The organism is Enterobacter cloacae complex sp. GF14B (assembly GCF_004136805.1).
Classification (GTDB): domain Bacteria; phylum Pseudomonadota; class Gammaproteobacteria; order Enterobacterales; family Enterobacteriaceae; genus Enterobacter; species Enterobacter hormaechei_C.
Genome location: NZ_QFRV01000018.1, coordinates 1 through 14,404, shown reverse-complemented (window position 1 = coordinate 14,404; position 14,404 = coordinate 1). Strand labels below are relative to the sequence as shown.

The window sequence follows — 14,404 nt, the reverse complement described above, 5'->3', positions numbered from 1 at the left end:
AGATCATGACCTTAAAAGAATTATTGGTAGGTTTCGGCACCCAGGTACGCAGTATCTGGATGATCGGCCTGCATGCGTTTGCCAAACGCGAAACCCGGATGTACCCGGAAGAGCCGGTATATCTGCCGCCGCGCTACCGTGGACGTATCGTGCTGACGCGCGACCCGGACGGTTCCGAGCGTTGCGTTGCCTGTAACCTGTGTGCGGTAGCGTGTCCGGTGGGCTGTATCTCTCTGCAAAAAGCAGAGACGGTAGACGGCCGCTGGTATCCTGAGTTCTTCCGCATCAACTTCTCACGCTGCATTTTCTGCGGTCTGTGTGAAGAAGCGTGCCCAACCACGGCGATTCAGCTGACTCCAGACTTTGAGCTGGGTGAGTACAAGCGTCAGGATCTGGTGTACGAGAAAGAGGATCTGCTGATTTCCGGTCCGGGCAAATACCCGGAATATAACTTCTACCGGATGGCGGGTATGGCAATCGACGGCAAAGATAAGGGCGAAGCAGAGAACGAAGCTAAGCCTATCGACGTCAAGAGCCTGTTACCGTAAGGAGAGGGCAATGGAATTCGCTTTTTATATCTGTGGCCTTATCGCCATCCTGGCTACGCTGCGAGTGATCACGCACACCAATCCGGTGCATGCGCTGCTGTATTTAATCATCTCGCTGCTGGCTATTTCCGGGGTGTTCTTTGCGCTGGGCGCGCACTTCGCCGGTGCGCTGGAAATCATCGTCTACGCCGGGGCCATCATGGTGCTGTTCGTGTTCGTGGTGATGATGCTCAACCTGGGCGGCTCTGAAATTGAGCAGGAACGTCAGTGGTTAAAACCGCAGGTGTGGATTGGCCCGGCGATTCTGTCGGCCATCATGCTGGCGGTGATTGTTTACGCCATTCTGGGCGTCAACGACCAGGGTATCGACGGGACGCCAATCAGCGCGAAAGCCGTGGGTATCACCCTGTTTGGTCCGTACGTTCTGGCGGTTGAGCTGGCCTCGATGCTGCTGCTGGCGGGTCTGGTTGTGGCCTTCCACGTTGGCCGCGAAGAGCGTGTCGGCGAGGTGCTGAGCAACCGCACTGACGACCGCGCGAAAAGAAAAACGGAGGAACGCGCATGATCCCCTTAACACATGGACTGATCCTCGCTGCGATTTTATTCGTTCTGGGCTTAACCGGTCTGGTTATCCGCCGCAATCTGCTGTTTATGCTGATCGGTCTGGAAATCATGATCAACGCTTCCGCGCTGGCCTTTGTGGTCGCCGGCAGCTACTGGGGCCAGACCGATGGTCAGGTGATGTACATTCTCGCCATCAGCCTCGCGGCTGCTGAAGCGAGTATTGGCCTGGCGCTGTTGCTACAGCTCCATCGTCGCCGCCAGAACCTGAACATCGATTCAGTAAGTGAGTTGCGTGGATGAACATGCTTGCCTTAACCATTATTTTTCCGCTGATTGGCTTCGTGCTGCTGGCGTTTTCTCGCGGCCGCTGGTCTGAGAATCTGTCTGCCACCGTGGGCATTGGCTCTATCGGCCTGGCTGCGCTGGTCACAGCGTATGCGGGTATCGACTTCTTTAACAATGGACGTCAGGCCTACAGCGTACCGCTGTGGAACTGGATGTCGGTCGGTAACTTCAACATCGGTTTCAACCTGGTGCTGGATGGTCTGTCTCTGACCATGCTCTCCGTGGTCACCGGCGTCGGCTTCCTGATCCACATGTTCGCCTCCTGGTACATGCGCGGTGAAGAGGGATACTCCCGCTTCTTCGCCTACACCAACCTGTTTATCGCCAGCATGGTGGTTCTGGTGCTGGCCGATAACCTGCTGCTGATGTATCTGGGCTGGGAAGGCGTGGGTCTGTGCTCTTACCTGCTGATCGGTTTCTACTACACCGATCCGAAGAATGGCGCAGCGGCCATGAAAGCGTTCGTCGTGACCCGCGTGGGTGACGTCTTCCTCGCTTTCGCGCTGTTCATTCTCTACAACGAACTGGGCACGCTGAACTTCCGCGAAATGGTGGAACTGGCGCCGGCGCACTTCGAAGCAGGCAACAACATGCTGTGGTGGGCAACGCTGATGCTGCTGGGTGGCGCCGTGGGTAAATCCGCGCAGCTGCCGTTGCAGACATGGCTGGCCGACGCGATGGCGGGTCCAACCCCTGTCTCCGCGCTGATCCACGCCGCGACCATGGTTACCGCCGGTGTCTACCTGATTGCGCGTACCCATGGCCTGTTCCTGATGACCCCGGAAATTCTGCATCTGGTGGGTATTGTCGGTGCGGTTACGCTGGTGCTGGCAGGCTTTGCCGCGCTGGTGCAGACCGACATCAAACGCGTTCTCGCGTACTCCACCATGAGCCAGATTGGTTACATGTTCCTGGCGCTGGGCGTTCAGGCGTGGGACGCAGCCATTTTCCACCTGATGACGCACGCGTTCTTTAAAGCGCTGCTGTTCCTCTCATCCGGTTCGGTGATCCTGGCCTGCCACCACGAGCAGAACATCTTCAAAATGGGCGGACTGCGTAAGTCCATCCCGCTGGTCTATGTCTGCTTCCTGGTGGGCGGCGCGGCGCTGGCGGCACTGCCGCTGATTACCGCGGGCTTCTTCAGTAAGGACGAAATCCTTGCGGGCGCCATGGCGAATGGTCATATCAATCTGATGGTTGCGGGTCTGGTCGGTGCGTTCATGACCTCCCTGTACACCTTCCGTATGATTTTCATCGTCTTCCACGGTAAAGAACAAATTCACGCTCACGCAGGGAAGGGGATTACCCACCACCTGCCGCTGATTGTGCTGCTGGTCCTGTCCACCTTCGTTGGCGCGATGATTGTGCCACCGTTGCAGGGTGTACTGCCGGCAACAACCGAGCTTGAGCACGGTCGCGTTCTGACGCTTGAAATCACCTCCGGCGTAGTGGCTATAGCGGGCATCCTGATTGCCGCATGGCTGTGGCTGGGCAAACGCACGCTGGTAACTGCCGTTGCCAACAGCGCGCCGGGCCGTCTGCTGGGCACCTGGTGGTACAACGCGTGGGGCTTCGACTGGCTGTACGACATGATCTTCGTGAAGCCGTTCCTGGGCATTGCGTGGCTGCTGAAGCGCGATCCACTGAACAGCCTGATGAATATCCCGGCGATCCTCTCTCGCTTTGCAGGTAAAGGCCTGCTGTTTAGCGAGAACGGTTATCTGCGCTGGTATGTGGCGTCCATGAGCATCGGTGCGGTTGTCGTGCTGGCGCTGCTGATGGTGTTGCGTTGATCGTAAAGTGAATTTTATTCGAATTCGTTGAAAATCAGGCCCCTGCTGGGGGCCTTAAAAAGGAATGTAAATCGCCATGTTACTACCCTGGCTAATATTAATTCCCTTCATCGGCGGCTTCCTGTGCTGGCAGACCGAACGCTTTGGCGTGAAGATGCCGCGCTGGATCGCGCTGATCACCATGGGATTGACGCTCGCGCTTGGCCTGCAACTGTGGTTGCAGGGTGGCTACTCACTGACCCAGTCTGCGGGCCTTCCGCAGTGGCAGTCTGAGTTCATTCTGCCTTGGATCCCACGTTTCGGTATCACGATCCACCTGGCGATTGACGGTCTGTCGCTGCTGATGGTCGTGCTGACCGGTCTGCTCGGCGTTCTGGCGGTACTTTGCTCCTGGCGAGAAATCGAAAAATACCAGGGCTTCTTCCACCTGAACCTGATGTGGATCCTGGGCGGCGTGATCGGCGTGTTCCTGGCCATCGACATGTTCCTGTTCTTCTTCTTCTGGGAGATGATGCTGGTGCCGATGTACTTCCTGATCGCGCTGTGGGGCCATAAGGCGTCCGATGGTAAAACGCGTATCACGGCGGCCACCAAGTTCTTCATCTATACCCAGGCGAGTGGTCTGGTGATGTTGATTGCCATCCTGGCGCTGGTGTTTGTGCATTACAACGCGACCGGTGTCTGGACCTTCAACTACGAAGACCTGCTGAAGACCCCGATGTCCCACGGCGTGGAATACCTGCTGATGCTGGGCTTCTTTATCGCCTTCGCGGTTAAAATGCCGGTGGTTCCGCTGCATGGCTGGCTGCCAGACGCGCACTCTCAGGCGCCAACGGCAGGTTCCGTTGACCTGGCGGGCATCTTGCTGAAAACCGCGGCTTACGGTCTGCTGCGTTTCTCCCTGCCGCTGTTCCCGAACGCCTCCGCAGAGTTCGCGCCGATTGCCATGTGGCTGGGCGTGATCGGTATCTTCTACGGTGCATGGATGGCCTTCACGCAGTACGACATCAAACGTCTGATTGCTTACACCTCCGTTTCCCACATGGGCTTCGTGCTGATTGCCATCTACACCGGCAGCCAGCTGGCGTACCAGGGCGCGGTGATCCAGATGATTGCGCACGGCCTGTCCGCTGCCGGTCTCTTCATCCTGTGTGGTCAGCTGTACGAACGTCTGCATACCCGCGACATGCGTATGATGGGCGGTCTGTGGGGCAAAATGAAATGGCTGCCGGCGCTCTCCATGTTCTTTGCGGTGGCGACTCTGGGTATGCCGGGTACCGGTAACTTCGTCGGCGAGTTTATGATCCTGTTCGGCAGCTTCAACGTGGTACCGACGATCACCGTCATCTCCACCTTTGGTCTGGTGTTTGCCTCCGTGTACTCGCTGGCGATGCTGCACCGCGCTTACTTCGGTAAAGCGAAGAGTGAAATTGCTGCACAAGAATTGCCGGGGATGTCGCTGCGAGAGCTGTTCATCATCCTGCTGCTGGTCGTACTGCTGGTGCTGTTGGGCTTCTATCCGCAGCCGATTCTGGATACCTCGCACTCCGCGATGGGTAACATCCAGCAGTGGTTTGTTAATTCTGCTTCTACTACAAGGCCGTAATTCGCCATGACAATAACTCCACAACAACTGATCGCGCTGCTACCGCTGCTGATCGTCGGATTGACGGTGGTGGTTGTGATGCTCTCCATTGCGTGGCGACGCAATCACTTCCTGAATGCGACCCTGTCCGTTCTGGGTCTGAACGCTGCGTTAGTCTCCCTCTGGTTTGTTGGCCAGGCGGGAGCGATGGACGTCACGCCGCTGATGCGCGTTGACGGCTACGCCATGCTCTACACCGGTCTGGTGCTGCTGGCGAGCCTGGCAACCTGTACCTTTGCGTACCCGTGGCTCGAAGGGTACAACGACAACAAAGAAGAGTTTTACCTGCTGGTACTGATTGCTGCACTGGGCGGCATTCTGCTGGCGAACGCGAACCACATGGCCGCGCTGTTCCTTGGTATTGAGTTGATCTCACTGCCGCTGTTCGGCCTGATTGGTTACGCCTTCCGTCAGAAGCGCTCTCTGGAAGCGGCTATCAAGTACACCATTCTGTCTGCTGCCGCGTCGTCGTTCCTGCTGTTCGGTATCGCGCTGCTGTATGCACAGACGGGTAACCTCTCCTTCCTGGCCATCGGTAAGAGCCTCGGCGACGGCATGATGCATGAGCCGCTGCTGCTGGCGGGTCTGGGCATGATGATTGTTGGCCTTGGCTTTAAACTCTCTCTGGTTCCGTTCCACCTGTGGACGCCAGACGTCTACCAGGGTGCGCCTGCACCGGTCTCTACCTTCCTGGCGACGGCGAGTAAAATCGCTATCTTCGGCGTGGTTATGCGTCTGTTCCTGTACGCCCCGGTGGGTGATAGCGAAGCGGTTCGCGTGGTGCTGGGCATTATCGCGTTCGTTTCTATCATCTTCGGTAACCTGATGGCGCTGAGCCAGACCAACATCAAGCGTCTGCTGGGCTACTCCTCTATCTCCCATCTGGGTTACCTGCTGGTGGCGCTGATTGCGCTGCAAAGCGGTGAGATGTCGATGGAAACCGTGGGTGTGTATCTGGCCGGTTACCTGTTCAGCAGCCTCGGCGCGTTCGGCGTGGTGAGCCTGATGTCCAGTCCGTACCGTGGTCCGGATGCAGATTCCCTGTTCTCCTACCGTGGACTGTTCTGGCACCGTCCGATTCTGTCTGCGGTAATGACCGTGATGATGCTCTCTCTGGCGGGTATCCCGATGACGCTGGGCTTTATCGGTAAGTTCTACGTGCTGGCCGTCGGTGTGCAGGCGGGTCTGTGGTGGCTGACGGCGGGTGTCGTTATCGGCTCCGCGATTGGTCTCTACTACTACCTGCGCGTTGCCGTGAGCCTGTACCTGAGCGCGCCTCAGCAGCTCAACCGCGATGCGCCGTCCAACTGGCAGTACAGCGCCGGCGGTATCGTGGTGCTAATCTCCGCGCTGCTGGTGCTGATCTTCGGTATCTATCCGCAGCCGCTGATTGATATCGTGCAGCGAGCGATGCCGCTGATGTAAAAACAAAAAACCCGCCTCGGCGGGTTTTTTGTTGTTTTCTCCCTCTCCCCGTGGGAGAGGGCCGGGGTGAGGGCACCAGCCCGCACAGAGTAAAACATGCCCAGGGCGCTACGCTTGCAGGGCATACGGGTCTTGTAGGTCGGGTAAGCGAAGCGTCACCCGACTAAGCTAACTGCTTCCTGCTTATAAGCGGCCCTTCAATCTTCTTCATCGAGCGGTCCAGCACCTCTTCAATCACCGACGATAGCTCATTTAGCTCAAACTTCGCCACATAGCCGTCCGCCTTCACTTTGCGAATATGATCTTCGTTCGCGTTGCCGGAAAGAGACGAGTGGATCACCACCGGAATATCTTTCAGTACCGGGTCGGTTTTGATTTTGCGCGTCAGCGTAAAGCCGTCCATCTCCGGCATTTCGAGGTCGGTCAATACCAGGGCAATCTTATCGGTAACGGGGACGCCCTCAGCCTGAGCCTGCGCGGCCAACTGAGTGATTTTCTCCCACGCGTCTTTGCCGGTGATATGCAGCTGGGCCGGGATCTCCATCGCCTGCAATCCCTTCTCCAGCATTGAGCGCGCCACTTTCGAATCTTCTGCAACAATCGCGACAGAGCCAGGCTTGATGTTGAATTTGGTGGTTTCCAGATGGGTGGCGTGCAGATCGTGGTTCGCCGGGGTGATGTCGTACAGGATCTGCTCCACGTCCAGCACCATCGCCAGATCGTTGGTATCCGTCTTCTCGTCCAGGCAGGCAATGCTGGTAATGTAGCGACCGCTGACGGCAGTTTCCGCAGCATGCACCTGCTTCCAGTCCAGACGCATGATGTTTTCCACCGATTCCACAGCAAACGCCTGCACGCTGCGGGCATATTCGGTGATCAGAAGGATGTTCAGCCCGGTGGCTGGCTTGCAGCCGGCGACGGCGGCCAGATCGATCACCGGGATCACCTGGTCGCGAATGTTCACCATCCCCATCAGCGGAGACTTCATTCCCGCCGGTTTGGTGAAGGTCGGCATCGGCACAATTTCGCGCAATTTGAACACGTTGATGCCGAACAGCTCGGATTTATTTTCGTTCAGAGAGGTGCCAAGACGGAACAGCAACAGTTCAAAACGGTTGGACAGGGTCAGGTTCGCCCTGTCATCAATATCTTTCTGGAAATTATCCATTCTACCCTCAAGAGAAATGCTGGCCTTTTAATCGTTATCGGCACGCTGAGGGAAAAATGAAGGACTAAACGCTGACCTGAGCAAAATCTTCCGCCAGCTCGCATGCCGGAAATACTTCCCGACACTCTGCCAGCAGGCTTTCAGCGCCGCGGACGTCATAGCGTGAGCTGACGTGAGTAACAATCAGTTTCCGGACGCCAGCCTCACGCGCCAGCTGCGCCGCCTGACGCGTTGAGCTGTGCCCCCGGCTGTTGGCTTTTTCTTCCATCGCCGCTTCCAGCGTCGCCTCATGCACCATCACATCCACACCCCCGGCAAGCCTGAGCGCCGAAGGGCAGGGGGCGGTATCCCCAAAAATAGCCAGTTTTTTGCCTGGCTGCGGCGGCGCGAGGTAATCCTGACCGTTGATGACGCGCCCGTCTTCCAGCGTGACGGTCTCGCCGTGCTTCAGACGCTGGAACAGCGGGCCAGGTTTCACCCCATCGGCCTGCAACGCGGCGGCGTTCAGCGCACCGGGCTTGTCATGCTCCTCAACGCGGTAGCCGTAACATTCCACCGGATGGTTAAGCGGGTAAGCGCGCACCTGATAATCTCCGTCGTCGAACACCAGACCTTCGCCGATCTCCACCACCTCCAGCGGATAATCGGTCCACGAGCCGCTCAGGCGCAGCGTGGTTTCAACAAATTCCTGAATACCCGCAGGGCCATAAATGGTCAGCGGGTTAGCGTTACCGGCCATCGAACGGCTGCACAGCAGGCCCGGCAGGCCAAACAGATGGTCGCCGTGCAGATGGGTGATAAATATTTTATCCACTTTCCCCGGGTGGTATGAAGTATGCAGCATCTGATGCTGCGTACCCTCGCCGCAGTCAAACAGCCACAGCCCACCGCGGGTAGGATGCTTAAGATCCAGCAGAATCGCCGTCACGTTTCGTGAGCGGGTTGGCACCCCGGCGGACGTACCCAGAAAAATCAGTTCCATAACGCAATCAGCCCTTTGCCGAATGGGAAGGGGTTTAGTATAACGTGATGAACCCCAGGAAGGAGAAACACATGATCCAGTGGCAAGATCTACACCACAGCGAACTGACCGTGCAGTCACTCTACGCCCTGCTCAAACTGCGCTGTGAAGTCTTCGTGGTTGAACAAACCTGCCCGTATCAGGATATCGACGGCGATGACCTGGTCGGCGAGAACCGGCACATCCTCGGCTGGCGCGATAACGAGCTGGTGGCGTATGCGAGGATTCTGAAAAGCGAAGAGGAATTTGACCCTGTCGTCATTGGGCGCGTCATTATCAGTGGCCGCGCGCGCGGTGAAAAGCTGGGCTATCAGCTGATGGAAAAAACGCTGGACGCATGCCAGAAACAGTGGCCGGACAAGGCGTTATACCTGGGCGCGCAGGCGCATTTGCAATCATTCTATGGCCATTTTGGTTTTACCCCGGTCACGGACATTTACGACGAAGACGGCATCCCACACATCGGCATGGCACGCGAAGCGAAACAGGCGCAATAGCAATACGTTGTCTATAGTTACCGGACTGGTGTACTAACATGGAGAAAAATATGTCATTTCAATCCTGGGATACCCGAGTCGACGACGACCTGACGCTGCTAAGCGAAACGCTGGAAGAAGTGCTGCGCTCTTCAGGCGATCCTGCCGATCAGAAGTACATTGAGCTCAAAGCCCGCGCCGAGCAGGCGCTGCATGACGTGAAAAACCGCGTCAGTAACGCCTCCGACAATTATTACTACCGCGCCAAACAGGCGGTTTATCGTGCCGACGATTATGTGCATGAAAAACCGTGGCAGGGCATTGGGGTCGGTGCGGCCGTAGGGCTGGTGCTGGGTCTGCTGTTAGCCCGTCGTTAAGCCGGTAAACCACTCCCTACACGTGGGTACTGCTATTTATCGTCAGTACCCCGTATAATATAAGGCTTTAACAGGGAGAGGTTCGCGTGCACTCGATTTTCCTCGCGCTGCAAAGCCTGCGCACTCAGCTTGCGCAAGCTTTGCCTGCTATACCCGGTTTACGCCATTTCGATGTCTCTTTCCCGTTAAACGACGCCTTCGATCCGCTGGCCTGGCTGGGTGTGCAGCGATGCTATCCTCAGTTTTACTGGCAACAGCGCAGCGGCGATGAAGAACTTGCCGCGCTCGGAAGCCTCGCCCAGTTTGATTCTCTGGCTTCGGCCTCGCGGTTTTTGCATGCCCATGACGTAGCCAATGACACCCGTATCTGCGGCCTGAACGCCTTCAACCCGGCGCAGGGCAAGCTGTTTTTACCGCGCCTTCTCTGGCGACGGTCTGGCGGGGTCGCCACGCTGCGTCTGCAACTGTGGAGCGAAACGTCGCTGCGGGAAGATGCCCGTGAGGCGCTGAATTTTGTCGATAACCTGCGCGACGCCGCGCCGATCCGCCCGTTGTCCGTGCAGATTGTGCAGGAAACCCATCATCCGGAAAAACCGGACTGGCTGGCGTTGATTCGTCAGGCGACGGATACCCTTGCTCGCGGTGATTTTGAGAAAGTGGTGCTCGCACGTGCTACAGACGTTCAGTGCCAGCAGCCCGTGAACGCCATCGCGCTGATGGCTGCAAGCCGCGCGCTAAACCTCAACTGCTATCATTTTTGTATGGTCTTTGACGCCAGCAATGCCTTCCTCGGCTCGACGCCCGAGCGCCTGTGGCGGCGACGCGGCACGCTGCTGCGCACTGAAGCGCTGGCAGGCACCGTCGCCAGCCATTCTGACGATAAGCAGGCCCAGCGTCTGGGCGACTGGCTGATGAACGACGATAAAAATCAGCGGGAAAATATGCTGGTGGTGGAAGATATCTGCCAGCGTCTTCAGCACCATACCCGGACGCTGGAGATCCTGCCTGCGCAGGTGCTGCGTCTGCGCAAGGTGCAGCATTTACGCCGCTGTATCTGGACCGAACTTAAACAGCCTGACGACGAACAGTGTCTGCATATTTTGCAACCGACGGCGGCGGTGGCCGGGCTGCCGCGACAGGCGGCCCGAGAATTTATTGCGAAAGTCGAGCCGTTTGACCGGGAGTGGTACGCCGGTTCGGCGGGCTATTTATCGCGCGATCAGAGCGAATTCTGTGTGGCATTACGCTCCGCCCGCGTTCACAACGCTGCGCTGCGTCTTTATGCGGGGGCGGGCATCGTCAGCGGCTCCGATCCTGAGCAGGAGTGGCAGGAGATCGAAAACAAGGCCGCCGGGCTGCGTTCCCTTCTCCTAAGGGATTAATACTGATTCGTGCAATCCCGATTCATATCAAAATTCTGACTTTTTCTATTATTTATACTGTGTCGCATTCTTGATACTGGACAATCTCATGTCAGTAAGTTCTTTTAACCGACGCTGGGCGGCGGTGATCCTTGAAGCCCTGACCCGTCATGGTGTCAGGCATGTGTGTATTGCCCCGGGCTCTCGCTCCACGCCGCTCACCCTTGCTGCCGCGGAAAACCGGGCTTTTATTCACCACACCCATTTTGATGAGCGTGGTCTGGGCCATCTGGCGCTCGGGCTGGCGAAAGTCAGTAAAGCGCCCGTGGCGGTGATCGTCACCTCCGGCACGGCGGTGGCGAACCTCTATCCGGCGCTGATAGAAGCGGGATTAACCGGCGAAAAGCTGATTTTACTCACCGCCGACCGTCCCCCGGAACTTATCGACTGCGGCGCTAACCAGGCGATTCGTCAGCCTGGCATTTTTGCCTCGCATCCTTCACAGACGGTCTCGTTGCCGCGCCCCACCCAGGACATTCCCGCCAGCTGGCTGGTCTCAACCCTCGACCACGCCATGAACGCACTGCGCAGCGGCGGGCTACACATTAACTGCCCGTTTGCCGAGCCGCTGTACGGTGAAATGAACGATACTGGCCTCGTCTGGCAACAGCAGCTGGGAGACTGGTGGGAGAGCGAAAAAACCTGGCTGCGCGAGCAGACGCATCTGGAAAGCGCTAAACAGCGCGACTGGTTCTTCTGGCGTCAGAAGCGCGGCGTGGTGATAGCCGGGCGGATGAGTGCGGCGGAAGGTAAGCTTGCGGCGGAGTGGGCACAAACGCTTGGCTGGCCGCTGATTGGTGACGTGCTTTCCCAGACGGGCCAGCCGCTGCCCTGCGCCGACCTCTGGCTGGGGAACGCGAAAGCGGTCACCGAGCTGGCGCAGGCGCAGATTGTCGTCCAGCTGGGATCGAGCCTGACGGGGAAGCGTCTGCTCCAGTGGCAGGCCACCTGTACGCCTGAAGAGTACTGGCTGGTGGACCCGCTCGAAGGACGCCTTGACCCGGCGCACCATCGTGGCCGCCGCCTGGTGAGCGATATTAACAGCTGGCTGGAATTGCATCCGGCGGAAAAACGCAAACCCTGGGCGGTGGAGATCCCGGCGCTGTCACGTCAGGCGTGGGAACTCACCAAAGCGCAGTGCGAGGCGTTCAGTGAAGCCGGGCTGGCGCACCGTATCCGCAAATATCTTCCCGAGCAGGGACAACTTTTTGTCGGTAACAGCCTGGTGGTGCGCCTGATTGACGCCTTTTCGCAGCTGCCGGCGGGTTATCCGGTGTACAGCAACCGGGGCGCGAGCGGCATTGACGGCCTGATCTCCACCGCCGCTGGCGTACAAAGGGCCAGCGCGAAATCCACGCTGGCGATTGTGGGGGATCTCTCAGCCCTCTACGATCTCAACGCGCTGGCGCTCCTGCGTCAGGCGTCGGCCCCGTTCGTGCTGATTGTTGTGAACAATAACGGCGGGCAGATTTTCTCGTTGCTGCCGACGCCGCAAAGCGAACGTGAGCGCTTCTATCTGATGCCGCAAAACGTGCAGTTCGAACACGCCGCCGCCATGTTCAGCCTTAAATACCATTGCCCGGAAAACTGGGACGCGCTGGAGACGGCGCTGAACACCGCCTGGCGGCAGCCTGGCGCGACGCTCATTGAGCTGGTGGTAAACGATGCTGACGGCGCGCAGAAGCTGCAACATCTGCTGGCGCAGGTGAGTCACCTGTGATCCTCGCAGGCGTCACCCAGCCAGGAAATCCAGGCTACCCCTGGCTGGTTTTCCTGCATGGTTTTTCCGGCGACTGTCGCGAGTGGCAGGCTGTCGGGGCGTCGCTGCATGACTACCCCCGGCTCTACCTTGACCTGCCCGGGCACGGTGGTTCAGCGGATACGGACGTGACGGGGTTTGCAGAGGTGAGCGATTTGCTCTCGCATACCCTTTTTAGTTACAACATACTAAAGTACTGGCTGATAGGGTACTCCCTCGGCGGCCGCATTGCGATGTTCCATGCCTGCCAGCATCCAGCGGGGTTAGACGGGGTTATTGTGGAAGGTGGACACCCGGGCCTGCAAGACCCCGATGCGCGCCAGGCGCGGCTGACCTCTGACCGCCGCTGGGCATCACGTTTACGCAGTGAGCCGCTGGAGGCCGTCTTTGCCGACTGGTATCAACAGCCGGTCTTTGCCTCACTTACGGATGAACAGCGCAAGGCGCTGATCGCGCTGCGCAGCCGGAACAACGGCCCGAGGCTGGCAGAGATGCTGGAAGCCACCTCGCTTGCCGTTCAGCCTGATTTACGTCCCGCGCTCACCGCGCGTGATTTTTCTTTTGACTATCTCTATGGCGAACGTGACGGGAAGTTTGCAGCTATCGCCGCTGAACTTAACGCCACGCGTCATGCTATCCCTCACGCCGGACACAACGCCCACCGGGACAACCCGGAAGCGGTTGCCGCGAGTCTGGCTCAGATACTGCGTTATCGAACAAAGGACACGCTATGATCTATCCTGATGAACACATGCTTTACGCGCCGGTTGAATGGCAGGACTGCTCCGAAGGCTATACCGACATTCGTTACCACAAATCCGCCGATGGTATCGCCAAAATCACCATCAACCGTCCACAGGTGCGCAACGCGTTTCGTCCGTTGACCGTAAAAGAGATGATCCAGGCGCTGGCGGATGCCCGCTATGACGACACTGTCGGCGTCATCATCCTCACCGGGGAAGGGGAGAAAGCCTTCTGCTCCGGCGGCGATCAGAAAGTCCGCGGTGACTACGGCGGATACCAGGATGATGCGGGCACGCACCACCTGAACGTGCTGGATTTCCAGCGCCAGATCCGCACCTGTCCAAAACCGGTGGTCGCGATGGTGGCAGGGTATTCCATCGGCGGCGGTCACGTGCTGCACATGATGTGTGACCTGACGATCGCGGCGGAAAATGCCATTTTCGGTCAGACTGGCCCGAAAGTCGGCTCTTTCGACGGCGGCTGGGGCGCGTCCTATATGGCGCGCATTGTCGGCCAGAAAAAAGCCCGCGAAATCTGGTTCCTGTGCCGCCAGTACAACGCGCAGGAAGCGCTGGATATGGGGCTGGTCAACACCGTGGTGCCGATCGCCGATCTGGAAAAAGAGACCGTGCGCTGGTGTCGCGAAATGCTGCAAAACAGCCCAATGGCGCTGCGCTGCCTGAAAGCGGCCCTCAACGCCGACTGTGACGGTCAGGCGGGCCTTCAGGAGCTGGCAGGTAACGCCACCATGCTGTTCTATATGACCGAAGAGGGTCAGGAAGGGCGCAACGCGTTCAACGAAAAACGCCAGCCAGACTTCAGCAAATACAAACGGAACCCGTAATGCGTCGCGCGCAGGTTTACCGCTGGCAGATACCGATGGACGCGGGCGTGGTGCTGCGTGAACGGCGGTTAAAAACCCGTGACGGCTTTTTCATGCATCTCCGGCAGGGCGAGCGGGAAGGGTGGGGCGAAATCGCCCCGCTTCCGGGCTTTAGCCTGGAAACGCTCGACGAGGCGCAGGCCGCGCTGATGGCCTGGACGCACGCCTGGCGCGAGGGAGAAGATCCGGCGCTGCCGGACGTTCCTTCCGTCGCGTTCGGCATCAGCTGCGCGCT

The 14,404-nt window shown here is 58.3% G+C and carries 14 protein-coding genes and 1 pseudogene; 13 read left to right on the top strand and 2 right to left on the bottom strand.

The features are described from left to right. Positions 1-5 precede the first annotated feature (5 nt). From nuoI to nuoN, 6 genes are all read left to right on the top strand, one after another. Positions 6-548, top strand: coding sequence for an NADH-quinone oxidoreductase subunit NuoI (gene nuoI / locus DD606_RS08600; RefSeq protein WP_003861491.1), 543 nt, complete (start codon positions 6-8; stop codon positions 546-548). A 10-nt stretch (positions 549-558) separates the two neighbouring features. Continuing rightward, the gene (gene nuoJ / locus DD606_RS08595) at positions 559-1,113 is read left to right on the top strand and encodes an NADH-quinone oxidoreductase subunit J (protein ID WP_003861493.1); all 555 of its coding nucleotides are present in this window, start codon (positions 559-561) and stop codon (positions 1,111-1,113) included. Further along, the gene (gene nuoK, locus DD606_RS08590) at positions 1,110-1,412 is read left to right on the top strand and encodes an NADH-quinone oxidoreductase subunit NuoK (protein WP_003861496.1); all 303 of its coding nucleotides are present in this window, start codon (positions 1,110-1,112) and stop codon (positions 1,410-1,412) included. Before nuoJ ends, nuoK begins: the two co-directional genes overlap by 4 nt. Then, positions 1,409-3,250: an NADH-quinone oxidoreductase subunit L gene (nuoL, locus tag DD606_RS08585; RefSeq protein WP_003861497.1), complete on the top strand. Its 1,842-nt coding sequence runs from the start codon at positions 1,409-1,411 to the stop codon at positions 3,248-3,250. Before nuoK ends, nuoL begins: the two co-directional genes overlap by 4 nt. A gap of 76 nt (positions 3,251-3,326) precedes the next feature. Then, entirely contained in the window at positions 3,327-4,856 is a 1,530-nt protein-coding gene (nuoM, locus tag DD606_RS08580; protein WP_003861498.1) for an NADH-quinone oxidoreductase subunit M, read from the top strand. Between the two features lie 6 nt (positions 4,857-4,862). Next, positions 4,863-6,320: an NADH-quinone oxidoreductase subunit NuoN gene (gene nuoN / locus DD606_RS08575; RefSeq protein ID WP_003861500.1), complete on the top strand. Its 1,458-nt coding sequence runs from the start codon at positions 4,863-4,865 to the stop codon at positions 6,318-6,320. A 163-nt stretch (positions 6,321-6,483) separates the two neighbouring features. On the opposite strand, the gene DD606_RS08570 is transcribed toward nuoN, so the two are convergent. Both DD606_RS08570 and rbn read right to left on the bottom strand, forming a co-directional pair. Further along, complete coding sequence (locus DD606_RS08570; protein WP_003859465.1) at positions 6,484-7,488, bottom strand: chemotaxis protein; 1,005 nt, start codon at positions 7,486-7,488, stop codon at positions 6,484-6,486. A 64-nt stretch (positions 7,489-7,552) separates the two neighbouring features. Further along, complete coding sequence (gene rbn / locus DD606_RS08565; protein WP_050871398.1) at positions 7,553-8,470, bottom strand: ribonuclease BN; 918 nt, start codon at positions 8,468-8,470, stop codon at positions 7,553-7,555. A 71-nt stretch (positions 8,471-8,541) separates the two neighbouring features. On the opposite strand from rbn, the gene DD606_RS08560 reads away from it, so the two are divergent. From DD606_RS08560 to DD606_RS08530, 7 genes and pseudogenes are all read left to right on the top strand, one after another. Beyond that, positions 8,542-9,006: a GNAT family N-acetyltransferase gene (locus tag DD606_RS08560; protein WP_023314583.1), complete on the top strand. Its 465-nt coding sequence runs from the start codon at positions 8,542-8,544 to the stop codon at positions 9,004-9,006. Positions 9,007-9,056: 50 nt separating this feature from the next. After that, positions 9,057-9,362, top strand: a complete 306-nt coding sequence (elaB, locus tag DD606_RS08555) for a stress response protein ElaB (RefSeq protein ID WP_017693006.1) — start codon at positions 9,057-9,059, stop codon at positions 9,360-9,362. Positions 9,363-9,448: 86 nt separating this feature from the next. Then, the gene (gene menF / locus DD606_RS08550) at positions 9,449-10,744 is read left to right on the top strand and encodes an isochorismate synthase MenF (RefSeq protein ID WP_003859458.1); all 1,296 of its coding nucleotides are present in this window, start codon (positions 9,449-9,451) and stop codon (positions 10,742-10,744) included. Positions 10,745-10,832: 88 nt separating this feature from the next. Beyond that, positions 10,833-12,503, top strand: a complete 1,671-nt coding sequence (menD, locus tag DD606_RS08545; RefSeq protein WP_129258523.1) for a 2-succinyl-5-enolpyruvyl-6-hydroxy-3-cyclohexene-1-carboxylic-acid synthase — start codon at positions 10,833-10,835, stop codon at positions 12,501-12,503. After that, entirely contained in the window at positions 12,500-13,276 is a 777-nt protein-coding gene (gene menH, locus DD606_RS08540; RefSeq protein ID WP_045894503.1) for a 2-succinyl-6-hydroxy-2,4-cyclohexadiene-1-carboxylate synthase, read from the top strand. Before menD ends, menH begins: the two co-directional genes overlap by 4 nt. Then, entirely contained in the window at positions 13,273-14,130 is an 858-nt protein-coding gene (menB, locus tag DD606_RS08535; protein WP_023314580.1) for a 1,4-dihydroxy-2-naphthoyl-CoA synthase, read from the top strand. The genes menH and menB overlap by 4 nt, the downstream gene beginning before the upstream one ends. Next, a pseudogene (locus DD606_RS08530) lies at positions 14,130-14,404 on the top strand (o-succinylbenzoate synthase); the annotation flags it as partial. The gene menB and the pseudogene DD606_RS08530, both read left to right, overlap by 1 nt.

Bases quoted from the DNA above. Each gene is read 5' to 3' on its own strand.
- nuoI (WP_003861491.1), top strand. From the start codon at position 6: ATGACCTTAAAAGAATTATTGGTAGGTTTCGGCACCCAGGTACGCAGT.
- nuoJ (WP_003861493.1), top strand. From the start codon at position 559: ATGGAATTCGCTTTTTATATCTGTGGCCTTATCGCCATCCTGGCTACG.
- nuoK (WP_003861496.1), top strand. From the start codon at position 1,110: ATGATCCCCTTAACACATGGACTGATCCTCGCTGCGATTTTATTCGTT.
- nuoL (WP_003861497.1), top strand. From the start codon at position 1,409: ATGAACATGCTTGCCTTAACCATTATTTTTCCGCTGATTGGCTTCGTG.
- nuoM (WP_003861498.1), top strand. From the start codon at position 3,327: ATGTTACTACCCTGGCTAATATTAATTCCCTTCATCGGCGGCTTCCTG.
- nuoN (WP_003861500.1), top strand. From the start codon at position 4,863: ATGACAATAACTCCACAACAACTGATCGCGCTGCTACCGCTGCTGATC.
- DD606_RS08570 (WP_003859465.1), bottom strand. From the start codon at position 7,488: ATGGATAATTTCCAGAAAGATATTGATGACAGGGCGAACCTGACCCTG.
- rbn (WP_050871398.1), bottom strand. From the start codon at position 8,470: ATGGAACTGATTTTTCTGGGTACGTCCGCCGGGGTGCCAACCCGCTCA.
- DD606_RS08560 (WP_023314583.1), top strand. From the start codon at position 8,542: ATGATCCAGTGGCAAGATCTACACCACAGCGAACTGACCGTGCAGTCA.
- elaB (WP_017693006.1), top strand. From the start codon at position 9,057: ATGTCATTTCAATCCTGGGATACCCGAGTCGACGACGACCTGACGCTG.
- menD (WP_129258523.1), top strand. From the start codon at position 10,833: ATGTCAGTAAGTTCTTTTAACCGACGCTGGGCGGCGGTGATCCTTGAA.
- menB (WP_023314580.1), top strand. From the start codon at position 13,273: ATGATCTATCCTGATGAACACATGCTTTACGCGCCGGTTGAATGGCAG.